The sequence below is a fragment of the Dyadobacter endophyticus genome (assembly GCF_014641595.1).
In the GTDB taxonomy this organism is placed as follows: Bacteria; Bacteroidota; Bacteroidia; order Cytophagales; family Spirosomataceae; genus Dyadobacter; species Dyadobacter endophyticus.
Genome location: NZ_BMIA01000001.1, coordinates 1,842,195 through 1,867,383, shown reverse-complemented (window position 1 = coordinate 1,867,383; position 25,189 = coordinate 1,842,195). Strand labels below are relative to the sequence as shown.

22 protein-coding genes are annotated in these 25,189 nt (G+C 48.7%); 6 read left to right on the top strand and 16 right to left on the bottom strand.

Going from position 1 to position 25,189, the window contains the following annotated elements; genetic code table 11:
* Nucleotides 1-7: 7 nt before the first annotated feature.
* The gene (locus IEY24_RS07675; RefSeq protein WP_188930259.1) at nt 8-1,306 is read right to left on the bottom strand and encodes an acetylxylan esterase; all 1,299 of its coding nucleotides are present in this window, start codon (nt 1,304-1,306) and stop codon (nt 8-10) included.
* Between the two features lie 162 nt (nt 1,307-1,468).
* Between IEY24_RS07675 and rluF the strand changes: the two genes are divergently transcribed.
* From rluF to pgi, 5 genes are all read left to right on the top strand, one after another.
* Nucleotides 1,469-2,218, top strand: a complete 750-nt coding sequence (rluF, locus tag IEY24_RS07670) for a 23S rRNA pseudouridine(2604) synthase RluF (RefSeq protein ID WP_188930257.1) — start codon at nt 1,469-1,471, stop codon at nt 2,216-2,218.
* Nucleotides 2,219-2,481: 263 nt separating this feature from the next.
* Nucleotides 2,482-2,898, top strand: coding sequence for a hypothetical protein (locus tag IEY24_RS07665; RefSeq protein ID WP_188930249.1), 417 nt, complete (start codon nt 2,482-2,484; stop codon nt 2,896-2,898).
* Between the two features lie 177 nt (nt 2,899-3,075).
* Nucleotides 3,076-4,275 (top strand): heparan-alpha-glucosaminide N-acetyltransferase domain-containing protein, encoded by a 1,200-nt coding sequence (locus IEY24_RS07660; protein ID WP_188930247.1) that lies wholly within the window; start codon nt 3,076-3,078, stop codon nt 4,273-4,275.
* A 68-nt stretch (nt 4,276-4,343) separates the two neighbouring features.
* On the top strand, nt 4,344-5,177 hold the full coding sequence (locus IEY24_RS07655; protein WP_188930245.1) for a sugar phosphate isomerase/epimerase family protein: 834 nt from the start codon (nt 4,344-4,346) through the stop codon (nt 5,175-5,177).
* Nucleotides 5,178-5,260: 83 nt separating this feature from the next.
* Nucleotides 5,261-6,910 carry a glucose-6-phosphate isomerase gene (gene pgi, locus IEY24_RS07650; protein WP_188930243.1) on the top strand — a complete coding sequence of 550 codons (1,650 nt, stop codon included), beginning with the start codon at nt 5,261-5,263 and terminating at the stop codon, nt 6,908-6,910.
* On the opposite strand, the gene IEY24_RS07645 is transcribed toward pgi, so the two are convergent.
* Nucleotides 6,907-7,275 (bottom strand): VanZ family protein, encoded by a 369-nt coding sequence (locus tag IEY24_RS07645; RefSeq protein ID WP_188930241.1) that lies wholly within the window; start codon nt 7,273-7,275, stop codon nt 6,907-6,909. The two genes, pgi and IEY24_RS07645, sit on opposite strands and share 4 nt — an antisense overlap.
* 189 nt (nt 7,276-7,464) lie before the next feature.
* Between IEY24_RS07645 and IEY24_RS07640 the strand changes: the two genes are divergently transcribed.
* Nucleotides 7,465-9,915 carry an alpha/beta hydrolase-fold protein gene (locus IEY24_RS07640; RefSeq protein WP_188930239.1) on the top strand — a complete coding sequence of 817 codons (2,451 nt, stop codon included), beginning with the start codon at nt 7,465-7,467 and terminating at the stop codon, nt 9,913-9,915.
* Nucleotides 9,916-9,981: 66 nt separating this feature from the next.
* On the opposite strand, the gene IEY24_RS07635 is transcribed toward IEY24_RS07640, so the two are convergent.
* The 14 genes from IEY24_RS07635 to menB form a co-directional block, all read right to left on the bottom strand.
* Entirely contained in the window at nt 9,982-10,800 is an 819-nt protein-coding gene (locus IEY24_RS07635) for an SDR family oxidoreductase (protein WP_188930237.1), read from the bottom strand.
* The gene (locus IEY24_RS07630) at nt 10,797-11,012 is read right to left on the bottom strand and encodes a hypothetical protein (protein ID WP_188930236.1); all 216 of its coding nucleotides are present in this window, start codon (nt 11,010-11,012) and stop codon (nt 10,797-10,799) included. The genes IEY24_RS07635 and IEY24_RS07630 overlap by 4 nt, the downstream gene beginning before the upstream one ends.
* Before the next feature lie 186 nt (nt 11,013-11,198).
* The gene (gene dnaK / locus IEY24_RS07625; RefSeq protein WP_188930234.1) at nt 11,199-13,124 is read right to left on the bottom strand and encodes a molecular chaperone DnaK; all 1,926 of its coding nucleotides are present in this window, start codon (nt 13,122-13,124) and stop codon (nt 11,199-11,201) included.
* Nucleotides 13,125-13,286: 162 nt separating this feature from the next.
* Nucleotides 13,287-15,833 carry a phosphocholine-specific phospholipase C gene (locus IEY24_RS07620; protein ID WP_188930228.1) on the bottom strand — a complete coding sequence of 849 codons (2,547 nt, stop codon included), beginning with the start codon at nt 15,831-15,833 and terminating at the stop codon, nt 13,287-13,289.
* Nucleotides 15,834-15,943: 110 nt separating this feature from the next.
* Nucleotides 15,944-16,468, bottom strand: a complete 525-nt coding sequence (locus tag IEY24_RS07615; protein ID WP_188930226.1) for a hypothetical protein — start codon at nt 16,466-16,468, stop codon at nt 15,944-15,946.
* 91 nt (nt 16,469-16,559) lie between these two features.
* Nucleotides 16,560-16,904, bottom strand: a complete 345-nt coding sequence (rplT, locus tag IEY24_RS07610; RefSeq protein WP_188930225.1) for a 50S ribosomal protein L20 — start codon at nt 16,902-16,904, stop codon at nt 16,560-16,562.
* 103 nt (nt 16,905-17,007) lie between these two features.
* A complete protein-coding gene (gene rpmI, locus IEY24_RS07605) occupies nt 17,008-17,202 on the bottom strand; it encodes a 50S ribosomal protein L35 (protein WP_188930223.1) in 195 nt (64 codons plus the stop codon).
* A 136-nt stretch (nt 17,203-17,338) separates the two neighbouring features.
* Complete coding sequence (gene infC / locus IEY24_RS07600; RefSeq protein ID WP_188930220.1) at nt 17,339-17,893, bottom strand: translation initiation factor IF-3; 555 nt, start codon at nt 17,891-17,893, stop codon at nt 17,339-17,341.
* 110 nt (nt 17,894-18,003) lie between these two features.
* Nucleotides 18,004-19,947, bottom strand: a complete 1,944-nt coding sequence (thrS, locus tag IEY24_RS07595; RefSeq protein WP_188930218.1) for a threonine--tRNA ligase — start codon at nt 19,945-19,947, stop codon at nt 18,004-18,006.
* A gap of 61 nt (nt 19,948-20,008) precedes the next feature.
* Complete coding sequence (locus tag IEY24_RS07590; protein ID WP_188930217.1) at nt 20,009-21,208, bottom strand: tetratricopeptide repeat protein; 1,200 nt, start codon at nt 21,206-21,208, stop codon at nt 20,009-20,011.
* Nucleotides 21,209-21,214: 6 nt separating this feature from the next.
* Entirely contained in the window at nt 21,215-22,102 is an 888-nt protein-coding gene (locus tag IEY24_RS07585; protein WP_188930215.1) for a class I SAM-dependent methyltransferase, read from the bottom strand.
* Between the two features lie 99 nt (nt 22,103-22,201).
* Nucleotides 22,202-23,782: a hypothetical protein gene (locus IEY24_RS07580; RefSeq protein ID WP_188930212.1), complete on the bottom strand. Its 1,581-nt coding sequence runs from the start codon at nt 23,780-23,782 to the stop codon at nt 22,202-22,204.
* A complete protein-coding gene (locus tag IEY24_RS07575) occupies nt 23,769-24,182 on the bottom strand; it encodes an EVE domain-containing protein (RefSeq protein WP_188930210.1) in 414 nt (137 codons plus the stop codon). Before IEY24_RS07575 ends, IEY24_RS07580 begins: the two co-directional genes overlap by 14 nt.
* 53 nt (nt 24,183-24,235) lie before the next feature.
* Nucleotides 24,236-25,060, bottom strand: a complete 825-nt coding sequence (menB, locus tag IEY24_RS07570) for a 1,4-dihydroxy-2-naphthoyl-CoA synthase (RefSeq protein WP_188930208.1) — start codon at nt 25,058-25,060, stop codon at nt 24,236-24,238.
* Between the last annotated feature and the right edge of the window lie 129 nt (nt 25,061-25,189).

Here is a 25,189-nt window from a genome sequence, read left to right as displayed (position 1 = left end):
GTTTGTATTACTTTCCTTTGAGTTTCTCGACCAGCCAGTTGTTCATTAGGTCGCGTTCATCGGAATACGTCCAATGGCCGGTGTCGAGGTAGAGTTTCAGCTCTTTCGGGGCGGTGGTGACATTATAGGCGGCGTACATGGAAGTAGGCGGGCAGGTCTCGTCATTAAAACCCCATATATATAGTCCCGGCGCCTTCACACGGCGCGCGAAGTTGACCACATCATAGTAGGAAACCGTGTTCAGTTTCTCCTTCGTATTGTTTGTTTTCACCCCGTTTTTATCAAAATAATGCGGCCATCCGCCCGCGCGGCCGTGTAGGTAACCCGTCACATCGCTCAATGCGGGATAGAATGCGCCCAGCCATTTGACACGCGGATCGAGGCCGGCTGTGACGATGGACAACGCACCGCCCTGGCTTCCGCCGGTGACGGCCAGGTTTTTGCCGTCGTATTGCGGCAGGCTCGTCAGAAAGTCGTTAGCGCGTACGCAGCCGAGGTATACGCGTTTGTAATAAAAATTGTCCTTATCATCCAGATTATAAGCCGGATAGCCATTCAGTACGCCCTGGCCCATATCGAGGTAAACCGACGGATCCATGATTACGGGAATACCGTGGATGCCGATCTCGAGCGTGATGATGTCCTTGTCGGCAGTGGCTACATCGCCGTAGTAGGCGCGGACGCCGGCACCCGGCACGCGGAGTAGCGCAGGATACTTCCCTTCCTTTTTTGGAATACTCAAAATACCGTAGACGCGTACGCCCTGGCGGTTATTTTGGAGATTTAGATGGTAAACGTTCGTTTTTTCGGTGCAGCGGTCTGGGAGCAAAGTCATTTTCGCATCCATTGGCACGGCTGCCAGTTCTTTCTTTGCATTGTCCCAGAATGTGTCAAAATCCTCTGGGTTCGCAACAGTGGGCTGTATTTTCAACGGATCGAAACCGGCCGTTGCCAGACCGCGAAACTCCACGCCGTCGACAGTCGCCCAGGCGATGCAGCGCAGGAAGCCGGGGGTTTTGAGTGTCCCGCCGTCGATGGTTAGCGTACCGTTAGCGGCAGTTTTGGTTTCCTTGATAGTCGGGTCAAGTTTTTCCAACCCTATTTCATAACGCACATGAGCATTTTTGACAGGATTTCCATTGCGCAGCACGCTGACGATGAATTGCACTTTATCCCCGGGTTTGTAAGTCCAGTCGTCGCGGTCGGTCGTGACGATCACCTCGACGGGCCTCCGCGCCGGTTGCGCGTGCAGGGAAAGAATGGTTATCCAAATGAAGAGTTGACTTAGTAAAAAGCGATTTTTCATAGACCGGCAATTTGTTCTATTTTGTGATCTGATATATTGAGCATTGAAGAGGTAAAGGGCAAAAACGCCTGAATCTTTATATGTAACCACATTTTTTTTGTGATTTGAATTAATTTGCCGTCCGATATGCCAAATACAGCATTGGAAAAAGTATAGAAATCAGTGGAGCCAGTCAGGATCAATAAGTTTATCAGTGAAACCGGGTTTTGTTCGCGCCGTGAAGCCGACAAACTCGTAGAGCAGGGCCGGGTGACGCTTAACGGCCGGAAAGTAGTTTTGGGCGACAAAGCGGCAGAAGGCGACGACGTGCGCGTGGACGGCAAGCCGCTTAAAGCGAAAAAGCCGGCCATCTATATTGCGTTCAATAAACCGGTGGGCATTACCTGCACTACCGAGCGCCACATTAAGGGAAATATTATCGACTACATTCGTCACAAGGAACGCATTTTTCCGATCGGGCGGCTCGATAAGCCGTCGGAAGGTTTGATATTTCTCACAAGCGACGGAGATATCGTAAATAAAATTCTCCGTGCCGGAAACAATCACGAAAAAGAATATGTGGTGACTGTCAATAAACCGATTACGCCCGATTTTATTCAGAAAATGTCCTCCGGCGTGCCTGTTTTGGGGGTTGTTACTAAAAAATGCTTTGTTCGGAAAGAGAGCAGTTTTGTATTCACTATCATTTTAACACAAGGGCTCAACAGGCAAATCCGTCGCATGTGCGAATACCTCGGTTATAATGTAAACAAGTTGAAACGCGTTCGCATTATGAATGTAACGCTTCAAAACTTACCCGTCGGCAAATGGCGGGACCTGACTCCATCAGAAATGAAGGAGATCAACGAGGCGGTGGCGTCCTCGGTAAAAACGGAAGAGGCGTCTTCGTTGGATGATGATTGGGATGAATAGCGTAAGTGAATCCCGAATCTACGCTGCCCTAGCGAAACTTCTTATTGATTGCAGTTGAATAAACGAGACTAGCCGGTAGTTCATCAACACTGCGAATCGATAGTCTTATAACACTTCTTCCGATCAGCAGTCAAAGTTTTCCGATTAATAATTCATCGATTGCCGTTAGATAATGGCGTAGATCGACGATATCCGGGCAGTTACCTACACCAGTTATATTTAGCTGTATGAATCCTATATGTCCATTAAAACGAAATTCAATCATGAAGAAATTCTCTATCCATTTGTTCGGAATGCTCGCGTTTGTGATCCTCTGTTGCTTTGCTTGTACGGATCATGAGCCGAATCCGGAGGTTTTGCCAGTGGTGAAAACGGTGGAGGTCACCTTTAATTCACAGACAGGAAAGCCGCTCTTTCACCTAAGAATAGAAAGCACAGGTAATGTAGGGATCACAGAGTATGGCGTGGCATATCTTTTAGCTCCGTTCGGAAATAACCCAGCGGATTTTACTCCGACCGTAGATGGGCCAAAGGTAGTTTTTGATTTACCAGGAACGGTTGGCGATCACTCAAAATCGGCTCCTTTCACTGACGCGGAAGTCGAGGTTTACTTCTATCGATCCTACGCAAAATTGCAGAACGGTAATGTGATTTACGGAGATATTTATAGTGGAGATTAGTGCAATCGTCGCAAAACACTTAACTACTGATTAGTTTTTGACTTAGCTAATTTTAAGCGCCATTCTCCAAGTGGGAATGGCGTTTGCATCTATCCAAATATTTCTGGAAAGTCCCCATAGGAATTTCAGAAAGACAGAAAACCGCTATATTAGGCTTTCCTAAATCCTGTCTTCCTGATGAACAAAGTTACCTCATCCTCGCTCCGCCTGGATTCGATCGACGTTTTTCGTGCGGTCACCATGTTTTTGATGATTTTTGTGAACGACCTGTGGTCGCTCGAAAACGTTCCCAAATGGCTTGAACATAGCAAAGCAAGTGAAGATGCGATGGGACTTTCGGACGTCGTATTCCCCGGCTTTTTGTTTATAGTAGGCCTTTCCATTCCTTTCGCCATTTCGAACCGTAGGAAAAAAGGAGATTCAAATGTATTGATTATCAGGCACATTGCTGAGCGAACCTTTGCTTTATTGCTCATGGGAATATTCATTGTCAACTACGAGAATATTGCAGAAGAAGCGATGGTAGTCAGTAAATATGTATGGGAAATCGGAATGGTTATCGCCTTTTTCCTGATCTGGAATGTCTACCCACCCAATCCGGAAAGAAAGGGATTTTATACCGCATTGAAAGTAGCTGGTTATCTGCTGCTTGTGGGTTTGGCATTGATTTACAGGGGAGGAGATCCTGAGAATCCGTCTTGGATGGAAACGCATTGGTATGGTATACTAGGCCTTATCGGGTGGTCGTACCTGCTTGGCGCGCTCACGTATGTGCTCACGGGCGACCGCCTCGCGTGGGCAATCGCCGGATGGCTGTTTTTTGTGCTTTTCAACCTGGCCAGTTTTGCCGGTACGCTGGATTTCCTTGATCCCGTCAGGAAGCACGTGTGGGTCGTAGGCAGCGGCTCGATGCCCGCTTTTGTAATGGGCGGTGTGGTAGCTTCGGTGATTTACCGAACCGGCCGGAATGCGGCAAGCAACACTTTTCTGGTAATCCTGATCGTCTTTGGCGTTATCTGCCTCGCCTACGGTTTTGGTACGCGTCCATTTTGGGGCATTTCAAAAATCAGGGCCACTCCGGCCTGGGTAGGCATTTGCACGGGCATCAGCCTTTTTGCATTTGCGTTTCTATTCTGGCTTGTTGACTTGCGTAAGCTGAGAAACTGGGCTAACGTGCTCAACCCGGCCGGTACCGCTACGCTGACCTGCTATCTGATTCCTTATATATGGTATGCTGTCATTACGTTGGCGGGGATCAGCCTGCCGTTGTATTTGCGTACCGGACTGGTAGGTCTTGTGAAATCGGCCTGCTTTTCACTGCTGGTCATATTACTCACTGGCGCCATTAACCGGATTGGGATAAAACTTAAGATTTGAGTTGATAGGTGGTAAATCTGTAACTCTTCGTCTTTTACGTATACAGCAATTAATTTAATCTGAACAGAATGAATTCGAGAAGAACATTTGTCAAGAAAGGCATCGCCGGGCTCATGGCCGGCAGTATCATTTCACTCCCGGACCAAAGCAATGCGGCCCCGGCAAAAAAAGAGGATACATTCAAGCTCGGTATGGCCGGTTATAGTTTTGTGCATTTCAAGCTGGACGAAGCGCTCGAAATGATGAAGAAGACAGATGTTCATTATTTGTGTATCAAGGATTTTCATTTGCCTTATAATAGTACTGCCGAACAAATCGCCGCATTTCACCAGAAGCTGAAAGACGCGGGCGTTACGGGGTATGCTGTCGGGCCAATTTATACCAAAACCCATCAGGAGATCGACAATGCATTCGACTATGCCAAGCGGGTGGGCGTCGACCTGATCGTGGGCATTCCTAACCATGACGACCTGAAATATGTGGAGCAGAAGGTTAAGGAGTACAATATCCGATATGCGATCCATAATCATGGGCCGGAGGATAAATTGTACCCGAACGCAGCCTCGGTGTACAACCTCGTAAAAGACCTTGACCCGCGGGTGGGGCTTTGTTTTGATATGGGACACAACCGACGCGACAATCAGGATTCGGTGGCAGACCTTGGGAAGTACAGCAAGCGCATTTTTGACATTCACCTCAAAAACGTCACAGCAGCCACCAAGGACGGTACAACCTGTGAATTGGGACGAGGAATTATTGATATTCCCGCATTTGTGAAAATGTTGCGGAAAGTGAAATACCCGGGTTCGTGCAGCCTTGAATATGAGAAAGATATGAAAGAGCCCCTGGCCGGAATCGCCGAATCGGTGGGGTATTTTCGTGGAGTTTGCCAGGCGAGTTAATCGGGGAAAACACGTATTAACCGCCGTAAAACCCTATTTTTGCACAACCAAGGTTTGATTTTTTTACCATAACGCCAGAAACAATGCTTTCAAACGTCCCCTTTGATCAGTTGGCGGCTTATAAAAAGCTGAAAACGCATCACAAAACCATTTCACAAAAGCATTTAAAGACTCTTTTCGAGGAAGACACCGATCGCCATAAAAAGTTCTCCATCCGTTTCGGGGACATATTACTGGATTATTCCAAAAACCGAATTAGCACGCGCACGCGCTCATACCTGGTTCAACTCGCCGAAGAGGCTGGTCTGGCGGAAGCGATCGAGGCGATGTTCACCGGTGCGAAAATCAACGTGACCGAAGGACGTGCCGTTTTGCATACTGCATTGCGGAACCGTTCCAATGAACCGGTGCTCGTGGATGGGCAGGACGTAATGCCGGATGTAAACGAAGTACTTGCGAAAATGAAGGAGTTTTCGACGCGGGTAAGATCGGGTGCATGGAAGGGTTATACTGGAAAGGAAATTACCGACATCGTGAATATCGGCATCGGAGGCAGCGACCTGGGCCCGGTAATGGTGACCGAGGCATTGAAAGCCTACGCGAAAAATGGATTGAATGTACATTTTGTATCCAACGTCGACGGTACCCATATCGCCGAAACCGTGAAGTTGCTGAATCCGGAAACGACACTGTTCATGATCGCTTCCAAAACTTTTACCACCCAGGAAACGATGGCGAATGCGCACAGCGCGCGGAGCTGGTTCCTGGAAAAGGCGTCGGATGAGGAACATGTGAAGAAACATTTCGTTGCAATCTCGACCAACCGCTCAGAAGTAGAAAAATTCGGGATCGATCCTGAAAACATGTTTGGTTTCTGGGATTGGGTGGGAGGCCGCTACTCGTTGTGGTCGGCGATCGGCTTGTCGATTGCCTGCTATGTAGGCTTCCAGAATTTCGAGCAGCTCCTCGCGGGTGCGCACGAGATGGACAAACACTTCCGTACGACCAAGCTTGAACGCAACATTCCGGTGATCCTCGCATTGCTCGGGATCTGGTATAACGATTTCTTCGACGCGCAAACGCAGGCGATCCTCCCTTACGATCAGTACATGCACCGATTCGCAGCGTACTTCCAGCAGGGAGATATGGAAAGTAACGGAAAGAGCACCGGCCGCGACGGCAATGCGGTGAGTTATCAAACCGGTCCGGTGATCTGGGGCGAGCCGGGTACGAATGGTCAGCATGCATTTTACCAGCTGATCCACCAGGGAACCAAACTGATCCCTTGCGATTTTATCGCGCCGGCCATCAGCCACAACCCGCTGGGCGATCATCATAAAATGTTGTTATCCAACTTCTTCGCGCAAACCGAAGCTTTGATGAACGGTAAGACCGATGAGGAAGTTCGTGCTGAATTGAAGGCAGCCGGAAAGAGCGATGCAGAGATCGGGCAAATCGCGCCGTTCAAAGTTTTCTCAGGTAACCGCCCTACCAACTCGATCCTCGTGAAGAAGATCACCCCGAAAGTACTAGGTAGCTTGATCGCAATGTACGAACACAAGATTTTCGTACAAGGTATCATCTGGAATATTTACAGCTTCGACCAATGGGGTGTTGAGTTGGGTAAACAGCTCGCGAACAAAATATACCCCGAACTACAAAACGACTGGCCGGTTACCAACCACGACAGCTCGACCAACGGTTTGATTAACCAGTACAAACGCTGGCGCTAGTTTTTGAGCACCACTTTTGTAAAAAGGTAACCGATTACCACACCAGCAGCATCTGCCACGGCATCCCACCAGTCAAAAGTGCGGTCAAATGGCAGAAGCTGCTGGTAAAATTCCAGCCCCAGCCCGTAAGCCATTCCCAATCCCACCACCAGGCGGCTTTTTTCAGGGTAAATAATCAGCGCGAGAATCGCCCATACTGTAAAGAGTCCCGAGTGGACAATTTTGTCAAAACCTAAGACGGGTGCCGCAGGCAGATCTTTGCCCGGCCAAGTGCACGCAACTAAGATTAAAAAACTCCATAGCCAGCTAAGCCATTGATGTTGAGCAATAAATCGAATTGTTGATTGTGAAAATTTTGAGGTCATAGTTATGAAATTGTACACCGAAAGTTACGTTTCATTTTTTGAATTTTGACAGCACCACAGCTAAAAAAGGGTCATTTGAGCCACTGAGAGGGCTTTTGGATAGAATTTTGAGTTAATTAAAAATTGCGACCACTGTTATTAATATTTTTTATTAAGTTTAGTTTTTGTCATACTACTAAACCTCTTTCAATGAAAAGGATTTTTGCGACACTCTCTTTACTATTTATTTTTTTCCAAAATCAGGCACAATCTGTTTACCACTTTGAAGAAGGACTGGCCATCGGGCCATGCCACCAATATGGGCGGGAAGCTTTGTACACCGACCAGCTCGCCTATCAACTCTACAAAGGTACGCTCAAACCGCAAGAAGGAAGTGTTTTATTAACCGATCCAAAAGTGGGGGAGGTGAAATGGAAAAAAGTACAAGCCGACTCCACCCACCGTTTTCGCGGTGACTCATTTTCTAATGGATATGTGTATCTGACCTATGAATCAAAAAAGGAACAGGCAGCTATTTTGACAATTACCGGTCAGGACATGATTTTCCTGAATGGCGTGCCGCGAGGAGGGGATATGTACCGGTATGGTTGGATGCATTTACCTGTTGTCCTGAAAAAAGGGAAAAATGAAATTTACGCACGCGTGGCACGCTTCGGCCGTTTTGGCGGCATTACCGCGAATCTTACTTTTCCGGAGAAGCCGATTTCCATTAATACAGAGGACCTTACGATCTCCGATGTAGTTCCTGGTTTCAAAAATGATTCCCTCTGGACAGGCGTCGTTATTTCGAATATGACCAAAAAACCTTTGACAGGCCTGGAAGTGAAAACGATCGTGGCCGGAAAGGACATTATTACCAAACTTCCGCCGGTACCTGCGATGGCATTGCGAAAAGTAGGTGTGCTGATTGACGGTAGCGGGGTGAGGAGTGTTGGAAAAAATGAAGTTTCACTAAGTCTGTTGCAAAACGGCAAACTGACAGATCAGTCGAAGATTGCGATCCAGTCGGTGGAAGCGGGGAAGCAGTATAGCCGCACTTTCGTAAGCGAGCTCGATGGCAGCGTTCAGTATTTTTCAGTATCGCCTCAGATCAACGGCAGCGCGAATGATCGGCCAGCATTGTTTTTCTCAGTGCATGGAGCAGAGGTTCAGGCGATCAGCCAGGCACGTGGGTATAAACCCAAAGACTGGGGTGTGCTGGTGGCACCTACCAACCGTCGTCCGCGCGGATTCAACTGGGAAGACTGGGGAAGGATGGATGCGATGGAAGTATTGGGCATTGCAAAAAAGCAATTCAACCCGGACCCGTCGCGTATATATCTTACCGGTCACTCGATGGGCGGTCACGGAACATGGTTCCTTGGAGCAACTTATCCAGAAAAATGGGCGGCAATTGCGCCATCGGCTGGCTACCCCACCTTGGCTGCATACGGCTCGCACGATGGTGTTATTCCCGACAGCGCAGGGTCGCCGATCGAGGCTATGTTGCTGAGAGCCAGTAATCCAAGCAATGTTCTTGCACTGACTTCCAACTACAAAAGTCTGGGTGTTTACGTTGCTCACGGCGATGCAGATCGAACAGTACCCGTTACCTATGCGCGGCAGATGCGCGACATTCTTGGGAAATTCCACCGCGATTTCAGTTACTACGAACACGTTGGCGGCGAGCATTGGTACGGTGATATCAGCGTAGACTGGCCGCCGATTTTCAACTTTTTCAGCTGGCATGCTATTCCCAGGGACACGACCGTGACTTCCATTGATTTCAAAACTGCCAACCCTGGAATCTCTTCACACATGCGTTGGGCGGGCGTGCACCAACAAGTTAATGCATTGAAATACAGCCATATCAAACTCAATAGCAGTAAAAAGGAATTGAAAATTGAGGGTACGACCGAAAATGTGGCCCTGCTTTCTTTGGATCTTGGAGCATTCGCGCCGGGCTCGAAGCTGAAAATTGTATTGGATGGTAAAGCGCCTGTTGAATATGCGGTGAGAGGAAATGAAACCATCTTCCTCAAAAACGAGGGCAACTGGAAACTGGCGGCTGCTCCCGCGGCTACCGAGAAGAATCCGGAAAGGAGTGGTACATTAAAAGACGCATTCAGAAACCGGATGGTATATGTGTACGCAACAGGCGGTAGCGCGGAAGAGAAGGCCTGGGCATTTGAAAAGGCAACTTTCGACGCTGAGTCGTGGTACTACCGTGGTAATGGGGCAGTGGATATCGTTGCCGATAAAGACTTTGATCCACAGGAATTTAAGGATAGGGGTGTGATCCTGTACGGTAACAAAAGCACCAACCTTGCCTGGGATAAGGTGCTGAAAAACTGCCCGGTAACCGTAACGAGCGGGAAGATCGAGGTGGGAGGAAAGCAGTTTGCAGGCAACGATCTTGCGGCATATTTCATTTACCCGAGATCGGATAGCAAGACTGCCTCGGTCGCCGTTATTTCAGGAACTGGCAAAGCAGGTTTCCGGGCAGCGAACGCGAACCAGTATTTCAGCGGCGGCAGCGGCTTTCCCGATATTATGGTCTTTTCGGCAGACATGTTGAAGAACGGAATTAAAGAAGTGAGGATGTCGGGGTTCTTCGGAAATGACTGGTCGGTGGAAAAGGGAGAGTTTGTTACGCAATAATTTGTTATAAGCAATAAAAAACGTCAGGCCGAGAGACCTGACGTTTTTTTATGACAGTCGACCACGTCACCCATTATCCGCAAACTCTGGATAGAGTGTCATGCCGCCATCGATATATAATGTTTCGCCATTCACATAATCGGAATCATCCGATGCCAGCCAGGCTACCGCTTTGGCAACATCCTGCGCGGTGCCGATCCGTTTGTAGGGAATCAGGTGGAGCAAGCTTTGGTATTTATCGGGATCCGACCATACTTCCTGGTTGATCGGCGTTTTGATTGCGCCAGGGCTTACCGAATTCACTCGGATTTTGTGAGGCGCAAGCTCCTGCGAAATGGATTTCATGAACATCATGATCCCACCCTTTGAAGCGGCGTAGTTGACATGGCCCGCCCATGGGATTACATCGTGTACGGAGCTCATCAATATGATTTTCCCGATGGCCAGTTCGCTGTGATTGATTTCTGTAACTGACTGTTCCTGAGCAATGAACTGCTTGGCGGCCTCGCGGCAGGCGAGAAACTGACCCGTCAGGTTGACGTCGATTACTTTCTGCCATTGTTCCAAAGTCATTTCCAGAAACGGCGAGTCTTTCTGCAAGCCGGCATTGCTGACAAGCACATCGACGCGCCCGAACTGGTTGACGGTTTCTGCAAACAGGGCTTTTACTTCGTCCTCCTTACTCACATCCGCTTTCACGAGGATCGCGCTGCCGCCATTGGCCCGGATTTCATCCACTACTTCCTGGCCGGCGCCTGCATTGGAACTGTAATTCACAACCACATTAGCACCGTGGTTTCCGAAATGCAATGCACAAGCTTTACCGATTCCGGAGCTCGCCCCAGTGACAATGACGACCTGATCTTTGAATGTCAGCCCTATCATATCATTTCTTTTTCAACAGATTTCAATTTTTTCCAAACGCTGCGGTTCACATTTTTGACCGCCCAGTTTTTCGCAATCAGAATTGCTTTGGAAACAGCTTCGCGAGGAGAAATGTTAGTCGACCTGAGAAGTTCCTGTGCAATGGCTACTGCTTTTTCGCGCGTAGTAGGGGAAAGGTACATCAATTCTGGTAATGCGATTCTTGCGTCCATAGAAGATGAATTTGATAATGGTTGATTAGATTGATGAAGATTTGTTTTGGTTTGAAAAAATCAGTGCCAGCAGTTCGAAGGCCGATTTTCTATTCTTATATACGCCCCGTCACCCCAAAATGTAACACTGCGTGTAAAAAAAATCCCCATCTGTTTAACGGACGGGGATTTTTTCATCTTTTAGTCTTATTTGACTTCTTCGAAATTAACGTCCGTCACGTCGTCAGTTGAACCGTTGTTTTCGGCACCTGCGCCTGGGTTTCCGGTTGGGCCGCCTGCACCGGGCTGGGCGCCTCCGGGCTGACCTTCACCACCTTGCGCATACATTTCCTGAGCCGAAGCTTGCCACGCCGCATTCAGTTTCTCCGATGCAACGTCGATAGCTGCGAGATCCTGAGACTGGTGAGCGGTTTTCAACTCTGCCAACGCACCTTCGATATTCGATTTGTTACTGTCAGAAAGTTTGTCGCCATATTCTTTCAACTGTTTCTCAGTCGAGAAGATCAGGCTATCAGCTCCGTTGATTTTTTCGATTTTTTCTCGTTCCGCTTTATCAGCAGCTTCGTTTGCCTTCGCTTCTTCACGCATTCTGGTGATTTCCTCGTCGGTCAAACCGCTGGAAGCTTCTATGCGGATCTTTTGCTCTTTGCCGGTTCCTTTGTCTTTCGCGGAAACGTGCAGGATACCGTTCGCATCCACATCGAATGTTACTTCAATCTGAGGTACACCGCGTTGTGCCGGTGGAATGTCGGACAAGTGGAAACGACCGAGCGTACGGTTGTTTGATGCTTGCGGACGCTCACCTTGCAATACGTGGATTTCCACAGAAGGCTGATTATCAGCGGCAGTCGAGAATGTTTCGGTTTTCTTAGAAGGAATGGTCGTGTTCGCTTCGATCAACTTGGTGAACACACCGCCCAAAGTTTCGATACCCAGTGACAATGGAATAACGTCCAATAGGAGTACGTCTTTCACTTCGCCTGTGAGTACGCCACCCTGAATTGCAGCACCAACGGCCACAGCTTCGTCAGGGTTAACGTTTTTCGACGGTTTTCTACCGAAGAATTTCTCTACTTCTTCCTGCACACGAGGGATACGGGTAGAACCACCTACCAGGATCACTTCGTCGATATCGCTGTTGGTATAGCTCGCGTTTTTCATCGCTCTCTTGCAAGGTTCCATCATGCGTTGGAACAGAGAATCAGCGAGTTGCTCAAATTTCGCCCGTGTTAAAGTACGAACCAAGTGCTTTGGAATACCATCAACGGGGAAGATATATGGCAAGTTGATCTCCGTCTGAGTCGAGCTCGACAATTCAACTTTTGCTTTTTCAGCAGCTTCTTTCAAACGCTGCAATGCCATAGGATCTTTTCTCAGGTCAACGCCTTCGTCTTTCACGAATTCGTCGGCAAGCCAGTTGATAATCACCTGGTCGAAGTCGTCACCACCCAGGTGGGTATCACCGTCGGTAGATTTCACTTCGAAAACGCCATCGCCCAGTTCCAGGATCGATACGTCGAACGTACCACCACCCAAGTCGAACACGGCGATTTTCATATCCTTATGCTGTTTGTCAAGGCCGTAGGCCAGGGCAGCAGCAGTAGGTTCGTTGATAATACGCTTTACATCCAGACCAGCGATCTGACCGGCTTCTTTCGTAGCCTGGCGTTCTGCATCGTTGAAATAGGCAGGCACGGTGATCACCGCTTCGGTAACTTCCTGACCCAGATAGTCTTCCGCAGTTTGTCTCATTTTTTGAAGAATGAATGCAGAAACTTCCTGTGGTGTGTAAAGGCGGTCACCGATAGGAATGCGCGGGGTATTATTAGGGCCTTTTTCTACGCTGTACGCAACCGTCTTCATTTCAGAGGTTGTGTCATCGTATTTTTTACCCATGAATCTTTTGATGGAGCTAATAGTATGCTTGGGATTGGTAATCGCCTGACGTTTGGCCGGTGCTCCGATTTTGCGCTCACCGTTATCCATGAAAGCAACCACGGAAGGAGTAGTGCGGGCACCTTCGCTGTTGGCTATTACAACCGGCTCGTTACCCTCCATGACAGCCACGCAGGAGTTCGTTGTTCCTAAGTCTATGCCAATAATTTTTCCCATTTTTCTATTTTATAAGTTAAGTATGATTTGATTCTGGATCTGCCGGCGGCCGTTTTCGTCAGCCACCGGGTTACTTACTAAAAAGCCCGTACCAGAAACGTTGACTTAAAATAGGAATGACAAAGTGTCAGGCCATTCGCTGGCCTGACGATAGGTAGTACATCAACTGATCATTTGCCCCATATAAGGGTCGCTTTGGCTGATAGCGCCCGTCTCTACGTGCCCTGCAAAACGCGAGAAAGCATTTTCGACCCCTTCTATCGCAACTGTGATATCGTACCAGTTGAAGCTTTTGGTAAGATTCAACACAACACTTTTGCGCGATTTTAGTCCGGCGGAGGCTTTTTCAAGTGTAATAGTTTGAATAGCAGCACCGTAAGCATTGTCGGTGATTTTCAAGACGGCTTTCTGGCTCGGATGCAGGTTGCTGATTTTCAGTTCTATATGCCCCGTCGGCTTTTTACTGCGGTCGAGCTGGTAGGCGCATTCCACTTTTAAAAGACCATTTTCTTTGTCACCGCTGTACTCGCGAAAGAATCCGTTCGGACCGTAAACCTTTAAATGGTAATGCTGATTGTCAAAATCGGAGACTTTCCAGGAGCCGGTTAATGCATCTCCGGGCTTCACGGCATAATTCCATACTTTGACCTCCTCATTTTTGTATTTTCCCGGGGCATATACGATAAATGGCGAACCGGCAGATTTGTCGTGAAATATGCCATTTCTGGCTTCCAGCTTAATTTCAAATGCATTTTTGGCAGAGTTAAATGCGCCGTCGGCATATAATTCATACGGGATAGCGCATGCAGGCCGCGTTCCTTTTTCCTGGTTAGGCAGAATAGGGGAGGTAAGCGGGTTGTTATTCACCTCGTCAATTTCACTTTTGGATAATGCCTTATAACCGTTTGGTAGCTTTCTGAACTTGGCATTGAAAATGCTTTCCATAAATTCCTCTCTTTCCAGGAATGCAGGTAGCTTGATCTCCTGGCCGTCATAAGGTGTAAAGGTCGAAGTAAGGTCGCCGCAAATGGTGCGCCGCCATTCGGTGATATTCGTTTCCTTGATCTGTTTACCGGATTTCAGGCTCACAAATTTTTCCAGGAACTGTAAAATAGAAGTATGATCAAAAACCTCCGAGCACACGTTACCACCCCGGTTCCAGGGTGAGGCGACGATCAGGGGTACTCGATAACCCAAACCTATTGGGCTTTCGCGGCATTCTTCTTTTTTCTTTTTCGTCATATCCTGCTCCAACGTCACGAATTCCGTCTTGCAATCGATGCCGGCCGAAACAGCACCGGTGTCTTCTTTATACGGATCAGGCACGACATATGGCGGTACGTGGTCGAAATAGCCGTCGTTTTCATCATAACAAAGAATGAAAATGGTCTTTTTCCAAACCTCGGGATCGGCGGTTAGAATATCGATCACTTCCGAAACGTACCAAGCGCCATACCAGGGTGCGCCCGGATGGTCGGAGAAGTTTTCGGGTGCCACCAGCCAGGAAACAGTTGGCAGTGAACCCGTTTTTACATCCGAACGAAACTGGTGCAGCACATCGCCCATTGGTGCTTTGGCTTCATGTTCAATATCACCGTCGTGGTATTTTACCGTGGTAACCTTCCGGTAATCGGGGTCATTCCTATTGATAGTGAATGCTTTCTGGTGGATGTTTTTTTCTCGCTGAGACAATTTATCAAACCTTTCAGCGCTCCAACGGATCAGTTCCTCATTCGCCAGTTTAAGCAGTGCACGCTTCTCTTTTAATACTTTTTCAAGATCGGATGCTTCCTTGCCCGAAAGCGATTTCAATTTTGCCTGAGCTTCTTCGATCTCGCCCGGTAGCATTTGCTGGCGTTCTTTCAAATACCGCTGATAGCCAGTGTGGTAACGGATATTGTATTGGGTAAACCATTCAATCGGGTTGTCGGTAAAATTGGCGAGCCACGCATCTTCCTCGCCCGTGAAGCCGGTATTGATACTCAGCTCGTTCTGGTAAATTCTCCAAGAAACGCCATGGTCTTCGAGCCGTTCCGGGAATGTGGTCCAGGACGCCTCGCGGTCGTCGGTCACGTTCTCGTTGCGGATATTGGCGTAGTGTTTGTTTGGGTCGGTATTTTCACGAACAGTTCCCGACCAGAGGTATAGCCGGTTTGGCGTCGTACCGGTCAGCGAAGAGCAGAAATTCTGATCGCAAACCGTGAACGCGTCGGCCATTGCATAATAAAAAGGAATATCTTCACGGTTATAAAAGCCTTGCGTCAAAGGCATTTTGGCATAATCCTTATTGCCCGGTTGCTTGGCAATGAGCCATTTGTCGTATTTACCCCCGTTGCGCGCGTCCACCTGGTTAGGCCAGGAATGCGGCAGCGAGCCCATCCAGGTCGCTTTGGATTCCCTGATGTTCAGGCGGAAGGGGGCGTAGGTTTCTCCGAATGCATTGGTTTGGAGCCAAACGAGGTTTTTGTTCGGAAGGGTTATGGCCCGGGGATCGTTGAAACCGCGCACGCCACGGAGCGTTCCGTAAGAGTGGTCGAACGAGCGGTTTTCCTGCATCAGTATCACCACATGCTCCGCATCCTTCCAGGTTGTGCCCTTCGGTGGGTTAATGGCCAAAGCTTTTTGAATAGAGGCGGGTAGGGCGCCGAACAATCCGGCTGCTCCGGTGAGCATGGTGGCTTTCCGGATAAATTCTCTTCTAGAGTCCATGGTTAGGTGAGTTAGGAAAAAGAAAAAGGGCTTTTACGATAGTACATCATTTTTTGCAAATGTACTATCGTTTCAAAGCCCGTGCTTTATTCTACTATTATTCTTTGTTATTACTTTCCGCCAAAAAGGCCGCCCAGCATTCCGCCAAGGTCAATGCCTCCCGAAGCAGGTTTGCCTTGCTGATCGTTGCCGCCGCCAAACAGGCCGCCGCCCATTTGGATGAGCGATCCCAGGTCAAAGCCATTGCCACTACCACTATTACCGGCAGCGCCGCCTTGCCCGTTCAACTGGCCGATCACTGCGCCCAGTACGCCCGGCAATACCGAGTTCACGATGCTGCCCGCCACCTGGCTGTTCAATCCGAATTTCTGAACGATGGCACCGATCGCATTGCTAGCGATGGAAGCTACGATGGGATTGTTCATAAGCGAAGCCGCCGAAGTGCCGCTGTCACCCCCGAGCAGCCCCATAAGCCCGCTGATGTTTCCGCTTTGGACCTGCTCCTGCAAGCCGCCGGTGATGGAGCTGGTGAGTGTATTGATGACTTCCTGATTGTGTTCGTTGGGGACGTCAGGATTTTCTACAACCGATTGTTGGGAGTTCTGTTGTACGAGGTCGAAAAGTTGTTCCAGCATTTCTATTTGGTTTTGAGGTACGAGTTGATTGTCGCCTGCAATATCCAAATTTTATGCAAAAAAAATCCCGCCGGAGAGGCGGGATGCTGTTTTATTTTACTTGATCAACGATCGCTTTGAATGCGTCAGGATGATTCATCGCAAGATCCGCGAGAACTTTCCTGTTGAGCTCGATGCCTTTTGCATTAAGTTTGCCGATGAAAGCAGAATAAGACAATCCATGCTGACGGGTACCTGCGTTGATACGCTGGATCCACAGTGCGCGGAAATTACGTTTCTTCTGTTTACGGCCTTCGTATGCGTAAGCCAAAGCGCGGTCAACTGCGTTTTTAGCAACGGTCCATACATTTTTACGACGGCCGAAATAGCCTTTCGCGAGTTTTAGAACTTTTTTACGTCTTGCACGTGACGCAACGTGATTTACTGAACGTGGCATAATTTAACTGTTTTTGATAATCGGCGCTCTGCTGAGACTTAAATGCCTTTTATCGGGTTGAACAAAAAACCAGATTTTAATGTCTGATCGGCTTTTTTACGGATTACTTCCGAAGCATTGCCAATACTTGCTTTTCGTTAGACACATCGATCAGACCAGTCTTAACCAAACCACGCTTGCGCTTGTTTGATTTTTTGGTCAGGATGTGGCTGTGAAAAGCGTGCTTGCGTTTAACTTTTCCAGTGCCTGTCAGCGCGAAACGCTTTTTTGCACCAGAGATGGTTTTCATTTTAGGCATAATTCAAAAAACTAATAGTTGATAAAATATAAAACAGCGCGCAAAATTAGCCATAATCTGTGTTAAATAAAAATCGTGTTCCCGACATGATGCCGAAAACACGATTTTCTATCAATATGCTTTATAAATCAGCGTATCACTTGCTTTTTGCAGGAGCAGGCGCGAGGATGATTGTCATTCGTTTTCCTTCCAGCTTAGGCTCCATTTCCAGTTTGCCGTAGTCAGACAATGCTTCGGAAAATTTCTTCAAAAGGTTTACACCGCGTTCCTTGAAAACGATCGTACGTCCTACGAAATGCACGTATGCTTTTACTTTTGATCCTTCTTTGAGGAAGTTAGTGGCATGCTTCAATTTAAAATCGAAGTCATGGTCGTCCGTGTTCGGGCCGAAACGGATCTCCTTGATAACCACTTTCTGGGCCTTTGCTTTAATTTCCTTTTGTTTCTTCTTTTGCTCGTATTTGAACTTCGAGTAGTCAACCACTTTACAAACAGGAGGAACTGCTGTTGGTGCAATCTCCACGAGGTCAAGTGATTGTGCCTTTGCTAGTGCGCGGGCTGTATTGATATCCACGATGCCCGGTTCAATGTTTTCACCGACCAATCGTACTTCTTTTGCTGTAATTCGTTCGTTAATTTTGTAAGGTTCTTCGGGAATCCTCATCCGTCCACTAGGGGGTCTTAATGCCATATAATTTGTATTGGTGTTTTTTTGTTTTTGGTGGAAATCGAAAAAATTAACACTAGGTCCACAAAAATAGTGCCTTATTGCTGGAATAATACTAAAATCTTACAAAAACATCAAGCAATGGCGGCTTCCTTTTTGAAAAAGGCAGTGAATTCTTCGATCGTCATACTTCCTAAATCACCCTCGCCTTTGCGGCGAACGGAGAGCTTTCCTTCTGCTGCTTCCTTCTCGCCCACGATAAGCATGAATGGCACTTTGGTAACTTCCGCATCACGGATCTTGCGTCCGATCTTCTCGTCACGGTGATCCACGAACCCACGGATGTCATGGTCCTGCAACTGAAAGAACACGTCTTCTGCGTAATCTGCGAATTTCTCCGAGATCGGCAGGATGGCGATCTGGTCAGGCGACAACCACAGCGGAAACTGGCCCGCGGTATTTTCGATCAAAATCGCGGTAAAACGCTCCATTGAACCGAATGGTGCACGGTGGATCATTACCGGGCGGTGTTTCTGGTTGTCGGAGCCGGTATATTCCAATTGGAAACGCTGTGGGAGCTGGTAATCTACCTGGATGGTACCAAGCTGCCATTTGCGTCCCAAAGCGTCGCGCACCATGAAATCGAGTTTCGGGCCGTAGAATGCAGCTTCGCCCAGTTCTGTAACCGTGCTTAGGCCGCGTTCCGCTGCCGCTTCGATGATCGCGCTTTCCGCTTTCTCCCAGTCTTCGTCCCGGCCAATGTATTTCTCCTTATTATTAGGGTCGCGGAGCGAAATTTGCGCACTGTAATCATCGAACCCAAGGGATTTGAATACATACAATACGAGGTCGATCACACGGATGAATTCTTCCTTCACCTGATCGGGACGGCAGAAAATGTGCGCATCGTCCTGTGTAAACCCGCGTACGCGTGTGAGCCCGTGCAACTCGCCGCTTTGCTCGTAACGGTAAACCGTACCGAACTCCGAGAACCTCAATGGCAGATCCTTGTAGGAGCGGGGAGAAGTTTTATAAATCTCGCAGTGATGCGGGCAGTTCATCGGTTTGAGCATGTACTCTTCATCGAGGTTCGGGGTTTTAATGGGTTGAAACGAGTCCTTACCATATTTATCCCAGTGGCCCGAGGTCACGTACAAATCCTTGCTACCGATATGCGGCGTAATTACAGGTACATAACCGGCGCGAGACTGCGCTTTGCTCAGGAACGCCTGCAAGCGCTCGCGAAGCATGGCACCTTTGGGCAACCACAGCGGCAAACCTTGTCCAACTTTTTCAGAGAAAGCAAAAAGCTCCAACTCCTTGCCGAGGCGGCGGTGGTCACGCTTTTTAGCTTCTTCCATCAGGGTCACATATTCTTCCAGCTCTTTTTGCTTTGGAAACGTAATGCCGTAAATGCGGGTCAACATTTTGTTTTCCTGCTTGTTACGCCAATATGCACCTGCGATGTTGGTCAGTTTTGCGGCTTTGATAAAACCGGTGTTCGGGATATGCGGCCCACGGCAAAGGTCGGTGAAACCGCCTTGCTCGTACAATGTAATAGAACCGTCTTCCAGCCCGTCGATCAATTCCAGCTTGTACTCGTCACCCTTTTTGGTAAAGTATTCCAAAGCATCGGCCTTGCTGATCGGCTTGCGGATATATTCGTTTTTCTGACGGGCCAGTTCGAGCATTTTCGCTTCGATTTTCGGGAAATCTTCCTGCGAAATGGTCTGCCCGCCCAAGTCTACATCATAGTAAAAGCCCTTTTCGATAGAAGGTCCTGTACCGAACTTAATTCCCGGGTAGAGCGCTTCCAATGCTTCGGCCAGTAAGTGGGCCGAAGAGTGCCAGAATGTAGCTTTGCCGTCCTCGTCATTCCACGTCAGTAGTTTCACCAGGGAATCCTCCGTGATCTGGCGCGTAGGGTCCCAGACTTCGTTATTCACTTTGGCGGCTATCACATTCCGTGCAAGCCCTTCACTGATACTGAGCGCGATTTCGAGAGCGGTTACCCCTTTTGGGTAAAAACGTTCGCTACCATCGGGCAGGGTAATTTTTACTTGAGACTCGTCTTTCATTCAAAAAATAATTCTGTGACTATGGTTCAATGGCAATGCGGGGAGGCCGCAAAACACAAAGCTATTCAATTTTAGCTTTGCGTGAAGAGTCCACGCGGATATTTGTGGTACCGCGCGGTTGGATAATATTGATTTTAACCCGCGCCGTATCCAGTAATTTGTATCCCTGGTTGGTATTTTCCTCAGGATAGTAGGAAGGGTAAAGTCCTTCCGACTCGATTTTCCGGATGCGGTACATGCCGTAGCGCGCGTCCTGGTCGCCTGGGGCGATCGTCAGGGCAGTAGTATAATAGGTCTTGGCCAGATCCAGCTCACCGCTCTTTTCATAGGCATAGCCCAGCATGTTGTTGATCTCCTTCGATTGCGGTTTCTTTTTCAAAAGCGTTTTCAATGCCGGGATCGCCGCCGGGTAGGCGCGGAGCTGCATGGCAACGGTCGCAAGCTGGTTCAATGCTTCTTCATAATCCGGCTGGATAGCAACGGCTTTTTGGTAAAAGATCAATGCGGTGTCGGGTTTTGCCAGCGCATTCAGGATTTCCCCTCTCCCGAAAAACAGGGTAGCGCGCTCGGGAAAGCGTTTCAATGCTCTTTCGTTGATCGCCAGCGCTTCGGCCGTGTTCTTCAATTTGAGATTGATCGCCGTCCCCTGCTCATAAGCACGCAGCAACCTCGGATTGACGTTCATCGCATAGTTCAGGCTCGATAAGCTGGCCAGGGAATCGCCTTGCCGCGCCTGCAACATTCCTTTGACATAATATGCCGAACCATCGTAGGGCGCCATTTTCAAGGCTTGATTCAGATAAGCGGCGGCCTCTCCGAAACGGTTTTTGGCCTGCAAAATATCCGCGAGCAGCACATACAGTTCGGGACTGCTTTGCTGCAATGCTTCGGCACGTTGCGCATCTTCCAATGCATTATCGATCCTGCCCAGTTCGCGGTAGATCTTCCCGCGCAGAAGGAAATATTCACTTACGTTATCCTGCTCGTAAATCGACTCGTTGATGTCGTCCAGCGCTTCGGAATATTGTTCGCGTTCGAAGTAAATGCGCGCCCTTTTGAAATAATTCACATCCGAATCGATCCCCCGGTTGATCAAGTCAGTTAATGACAATAATGCATCGTTCTGCCATTGTGCCTTCCCTTTTTTGATCACGGGTGGAATGCGCGTAGACGTGCGCGCATCGCTCTGGCAGGACTGTTCCAGCCCTCCCAATGCAATGAGGAATGCAAATGATAAATATTTCAGATTGTCAGACTTCATTCGCCACTAAACATTCTGGTCTGAAAAACGCGAAAACACACCTAATGGAAGTTTTTTGCCAAACGAATCGGGGATAAATAGTTCGCCAAACTCGTGCTTGATTTCTGTTCCGAAATGCGCCTTAATCAGGTTTTCGACGATCAACGCCGAAAAGCCGAGCGAATACAGGTTAATGATAAAAAAGAAGTTTTTTTCCTTCAATAACAACGCACACAGCCTGAGCAGTTCATTCAAACTTTCTTCGAGCAGCCACTTTTCGCCGTCGGGCCCGCGCCCATACGCAGGAGGATCGAGGATGAGGCCATTATACTTGTTACCTCGGCGGACCTCGCGCTGCACGAACTTCAATGCGTCTTCCACTACCCAGCGGATATTACTCAGCCCGCTCAGATCCATATTCTCCCGCGACCAGCTGATCACCTGCTTCACCGAATCCACGTGCGTCACATCCGCCCCGGCAGCCTTGGCTGCCAGCGAGGCAATGCCGGTGTAGGCAAAGAGATTCAATACCGAAGGCTTTTCCTCGGGCATTTGCTTCAAAGTCCGGGCGATGAAATCCCAGTTGGTAGCCTGCTCGGGAAACACGCCCACGTGCTTGAATGACGATAATGCAAGCTTCGTACGCAAATGCAGCTCTTTGGTACGGTATTGAAATACCCATTTATCGGGCATATCGCCCTTGGTAACCCACTGGCCTTTTTCCTGCGAATTTTTGTCCTTTTTAAAAACTGCATTTGAACGCTGCTCCCATTCCGCTTCGGAAAGAGATTTATCCCAAATCGCCTGTGGCTCGGGACGAGAAAGAACATACGGCCCGAATTTTTCGAGTTTCTCAAATCCGCCGCTGTCGATCAGTTGGTAGTCGGTATGTTGGTCTGGTGAAAGTAGTATCAATGTGGTGGTGGTTTAAATTTTTTGACCATAGTCGATCGACCGTGGACCAGGGTAGGGTTCTACTGTAAAGTACCATGGCCTATGGTCTGCGATCCATGGTCAATAAGCAATCTTATTTAAATAAAACACATTCCGCCGTCCGCGGGTGTTCGCGTCGCCGGCGGCATTTACAATACGCTGTTCGCCCCAGGCAAGGTAGAAGTTGTCGTACCAGTAGTCGATGTCGTCGGTACTCGTTTTCCGCACTTTATCGCCTTCAACATAGGTTTCGTTCGGGATCACGCGGTCGCTGTCGATTACCTGGTTGCCTTTGATGATCTTGCTGCGAATGGCGCCGTTATGGCTGTAAATCAATTTGGAATTGCCGTTGGAAAAGGATTGGACCTTGATCTTTTCCTTCAATTCCATGCTTTTTACATTGTCGAAACTAATGCTGTTGTCCCAAAGCAGGTTACCGTTCTGGTCCACATCCGCAACAACCGCATGCGTGTACGTGAAGCCGTCGAACACCTGCTGGTTGTATCCACGGCCACCATACATTGGGTTCCAGAGGTACGGATTGTACAGCCCCATTCCAAGCGGGTATCCGTAGCTTCCATATCCATAGCCGAATCCGCCCATCATACTCGGGTTCTGATAGCGGTATTCGGGATAGAAAACCTCGGCGACGAGCAGGAAATTGGACGCTTTGGGAACAATATCATGCACCATAAGGCGATAGTTCAGTTTCAGGTCATCGCCGCTTTCTTTTTTCTTGCGGATACGCTTCTCTATCTTCTCCTGCTGGCGTTCGCTCATGAAGTTGAAGAAGTTCTTGAAATCGGTAAAGCTGTGGTATTTGGTAAAAACCGTTTCGTCGCCGATGATTTTGCTGATATACAAACCCTGCGAAGCCGCTATGGTGCTGCTTTGCATATTGCGATAGCCATAAGTGCCGATGACAATGCGTACGGAGTCGTTCAAAACCTGCAAACGGCCGCTCAGAAGCGAGAAATCGTCTTCCGGATCGACACTTACCTGTGTATACAGCTCTCCGGTCTCTTCATACGAACGCGCCACGATCTTGGTCTGGCGACCTTTTTTAACGGCAAAACAAACGTTCACCAAATGTTGGGCAGTGTCCACTTCGACGGTCTGAATGGCGTTAGATCCTTTAATGGCCGAAGGTAACACCCTTGTTTGCTGCGTGGTAAGCTGGGTGTAGATCAAAACCGGCTCGTTGCGGACCATTCCGGCCATAAATACCGAATAACCCAGCGTTTTGAAATCCGTGATCTCAAAACGGTCTACTGTATTGATTGTAAATGTCTCCACGAAACCCGGACCGACATTGACCTTCACAATCTGGTACAATGAACTCCGGTATTTGCTGAAAAGCAGGAAAACGGCCTGCCCGTCGTAGGAGGAAGCGATATAATCGAGGTTCGATTCGATCGGGCCGTCGATGGACCACACCCGTTCGAGGTTCGTATCGAATTTCTGGACGTTGAACGTGCCTTTGTCGGGCTTGGAAATGAGCAATACGCCCTGTTTGCCAAGTGGAACAGCCTGATAGGCCGTGTTGCCGGGCAATGGAAGTTCAATCCGTTTTACTCCCTGCGCGACGAGCTGCGTGCTGAGCAAGGCCAGGAAGAGTAACGGTAAGGCCAGCCGAAAAACGGATCGCTTATTTTTTGTCATGTGCCAGGGCAACGATATGGTCGAATTCTTCGCGTTTAACGGGTACTACCGACAGCCTCGACAAACGGACGAGGTCCATCTGTTTCAACAGCTCGTCTTTCTTGATTTGCGCGAGTGTAACGGTATTCGGAAATTTCTCGACGGGAACGAGGTTCACCACCACCCATCCGGCTTCGTCGGTCGTCGGGTCGGGGTAATGTTCCTTCGAAACCTTGGCCAGTCCCACGACCTCCTTTCCCTCGTTGCTGTGGTAAAACAGCACAAGATCATCCACTTTCATCGCCATCAGGTTGTTGCGTGCCGCGTAGTTTCGGACGCCGTCCCACATGCCCTCACCTTCGGCAATTAGATGGTCCCAGGAGTATTTAAATGGTTCTGATTTTACAAGCCAATAGTTCATTCGGTGAGTATTTGTAATGATTAGAGTTAAAGTGTTAATCTTTCGGGATTAAATCAAGGGAATTTGGTGAATTTGGTGAAATCAGGCTTTCTTTTCTCCAAAAACGAGCGCTGGCCTTCCTTCGCTTCTTCGCTGAGGTAATAAAGCAGCGTCGCATTGCCCGCGAGTTCCTGGATACCCGCCTGCCCGTCGAGCTCTGCATTGAATGCGCTTTTGAGCATACGGATCGAGAGGGGGCTTTTTTCCTGGATCTTTTTTGCCCATTCCAAAGTCACAGATTCCAGCTGCTCCAAAGGAACGACCTTGTTCACGAGCCCCATCTGCAGTGCTTCGTCGGCATCGTACTGGTCGCAGAGGAACCATATCTCACGCGCCTTTTTCTGGCCCACCACGCGTGCCAGGTAAGAAGCGCCGAACCCGCCGTCGAAGCTGCCGACTTTCGGGCCTGTCTGGCCGAAACGTGCATTATCGGCAGCGATCGAAAGATCACAAATGACATGCAGGACGTGGCCGCCGCCGATTGCCCAACCCGCTACCATCGCGATCACCGCCTTTGGAATGGAACGGATCATTTTTTGCAGGTCGAGCACATTCAAGCGAGGTACATGGTCGTCGCCGATGTAGCCGCCGTGGCCGCGTACCGACTGGTCGCCGCCGGAACAGAATGCTTTTCCACCCTCGCCGGTGAGGATAATGACGTCGATCCGCGGATCTTCGCGACAGATATGCATCGCGTCGATCATCTCGGTTACCGTAAGCGGGGTAAATGCGTTATGCTTATGCGGGCGGTTAATGCTGATTTTGGCAATTCCTTCGTGAAGTGTAAAGAGAATTTCTTGGTATTCTTTAATGGTTTCCCATTGAACTGTACTGGACATAAAATCACATGGTAAAATTGAAATGAATGCAATGCGGGTATCATACAGGCTTCGAGAAGCTACTTCCGGCATTGGCTGAATGCGCGAAATTACTCATTGTTTAGATTACCTTCAAAAACAAATGAATAA

What these genes read in the sequence shown, in the direction of transcription:
- IEY24_RS07675 (WP_188930259.1), bottom strand. Translation starts at nt 1,306, where the DNA reads ATGAAAAATCGCTTTTTACTAAGTCAACTCTTCATTTGGATAACCATT.
- IEY24_RS07665 (WP_188930249.1), top strand. Translation starts at nt 2,482, where the DNA reads ATGAAGAAATTCTCTATCCATTTGTTCGGAATGCTCGCGTTTGTGATC.
- IEY24_RS07660 (WP_188930247.1), top strand. Translation starts at nt 3,076, where the DNA reads ATGAACAAAGTTACCTCATCCTCGCTCCGCCTGGATTCGATCGACGTT.
- IEY24_RS07655 (WP_188930245.1), top strand. Translation starts at nt 4,344, where the DNA reads ATGAATTCGAGAAGAACATTTGTCAAGAAAGGCATCGCCGGGCTCATG.
- pgi (WP_188930243.1), top strand. Translation starts at nt 5,261, where the DNA reads ATGCTTTCAAACGTCCCCTTTGATCAGTTGGCGGCTTATAAAAAGCTG.
- IEY24_RS07645 (WP_188930241.1), bottom strand. Translation starts at nt 7,275, where the DNA reads ATGACCTCAAAATTTTCACAATCAACAATTCGATTTATTGCTCAACAT.
- IEY24_RS07640 (WP_188930239.1), top strand. Translation starts at nt 7,465, where the DNA reads ATGAAAAGGATTTTTGCGACACTCTCTTTACTATTTATTTTTTTCCAA.
- IEY24_RS07635 (WP_188930237.1), bottom strand. Translation starts at nt 10,800, where the DNA reads ATGATAGGGCTGACATTCAAAGATCAGGTCGTCATTGTCACTGGGGCG.
- IEY24_RS07630 (WP_188930236.1), bottom strand. Translation starts at nt 11,012, where the DNA reads ATGGACGCAAGAATCGCATTACCAGAATTGATGTACCTTTCCCCTACT.
- dnaK (WP_188930234.1), bottom strand. Translation starts at nt 13,124, where the DNA reads ATGGGAAAAATTATTGGCATAGACTTAGGAACAACGAACTCCTGCGTG.
- IEY24_RS07620 (WP_188930228.1), bottom strand. Translation starts at nt 15,833, where the DNA reads ATGGACTCTAGAAGAGAATTTATCCGGAAAGCCACCATGCTCACCGGA.
- IEY24_RS07615 (WP_188930226.1), bottom strand. Translation starts at nt 16,468, where the DNA reads ATGCTGGAACAACTTTTCGACCTCGTACAACAGAACTCCCAACAATCG.
- rplT (WP_188930225.1), bottom strand. Translation starts at nt 16,904, where the DNA reads ATGCCACGTTCAGTAAATCACGTTGCGTCACGTGCAAGACGTAAAAAA.
- rpmI (WP_188930223.1), bottom strand. Translation starts at nt 17,202, where the DNA reads ATGCCTAAAATGAAAACCATCTCTGGTGCAAAAAAGCGTTTCGCGCTG.
- infC (WP_188930220.1), bottom strand. Translation starts at nt 17,893, where the DNA reads ATGGCATTAAGACCCCCTAGTGGACGGATGAGGATTCCCGAAGAACCT.
- thrS (WP_188930218.1), bottom strand. Translation starts at nt 19,947, where the DNA reads ATGAAAGACGAGTCTCAAGTAAAAATTACCCTGCCCGATGGTAGCGAA.
- IEY24_RS07590 (WP_188930217.1), bottom strand. Translation starts at nt 21,208, where the DNA reads ATGAAGTCTGACAATCTGAAATATTTATCATTTGCATTCCTCATTGCA.
- IEY24_RS07580 (WP_188930212.1), bottom strand. Translation starts at nt 23,782, where the DNA reads ATGACAAAAAATAAGCGATCCGTTTTTCGGCTGGCCTTACCGTTACTC.
- IEY24_RS07575 (WP_188930210.1), bottom strand. Translation starts at nt 24,182, where the DNA reads ATGAACTATTGGCTTGTAAAATCAGAACCATTTAAATACTCCTGGGAC.
- menB (WP_188930208.1), bottom strand. Translation starts at nt 25,060, where the DNA reads ATGTCCAGTACAGTTCAATGGGAAACCATTAAAGAATACCAAGAAATT.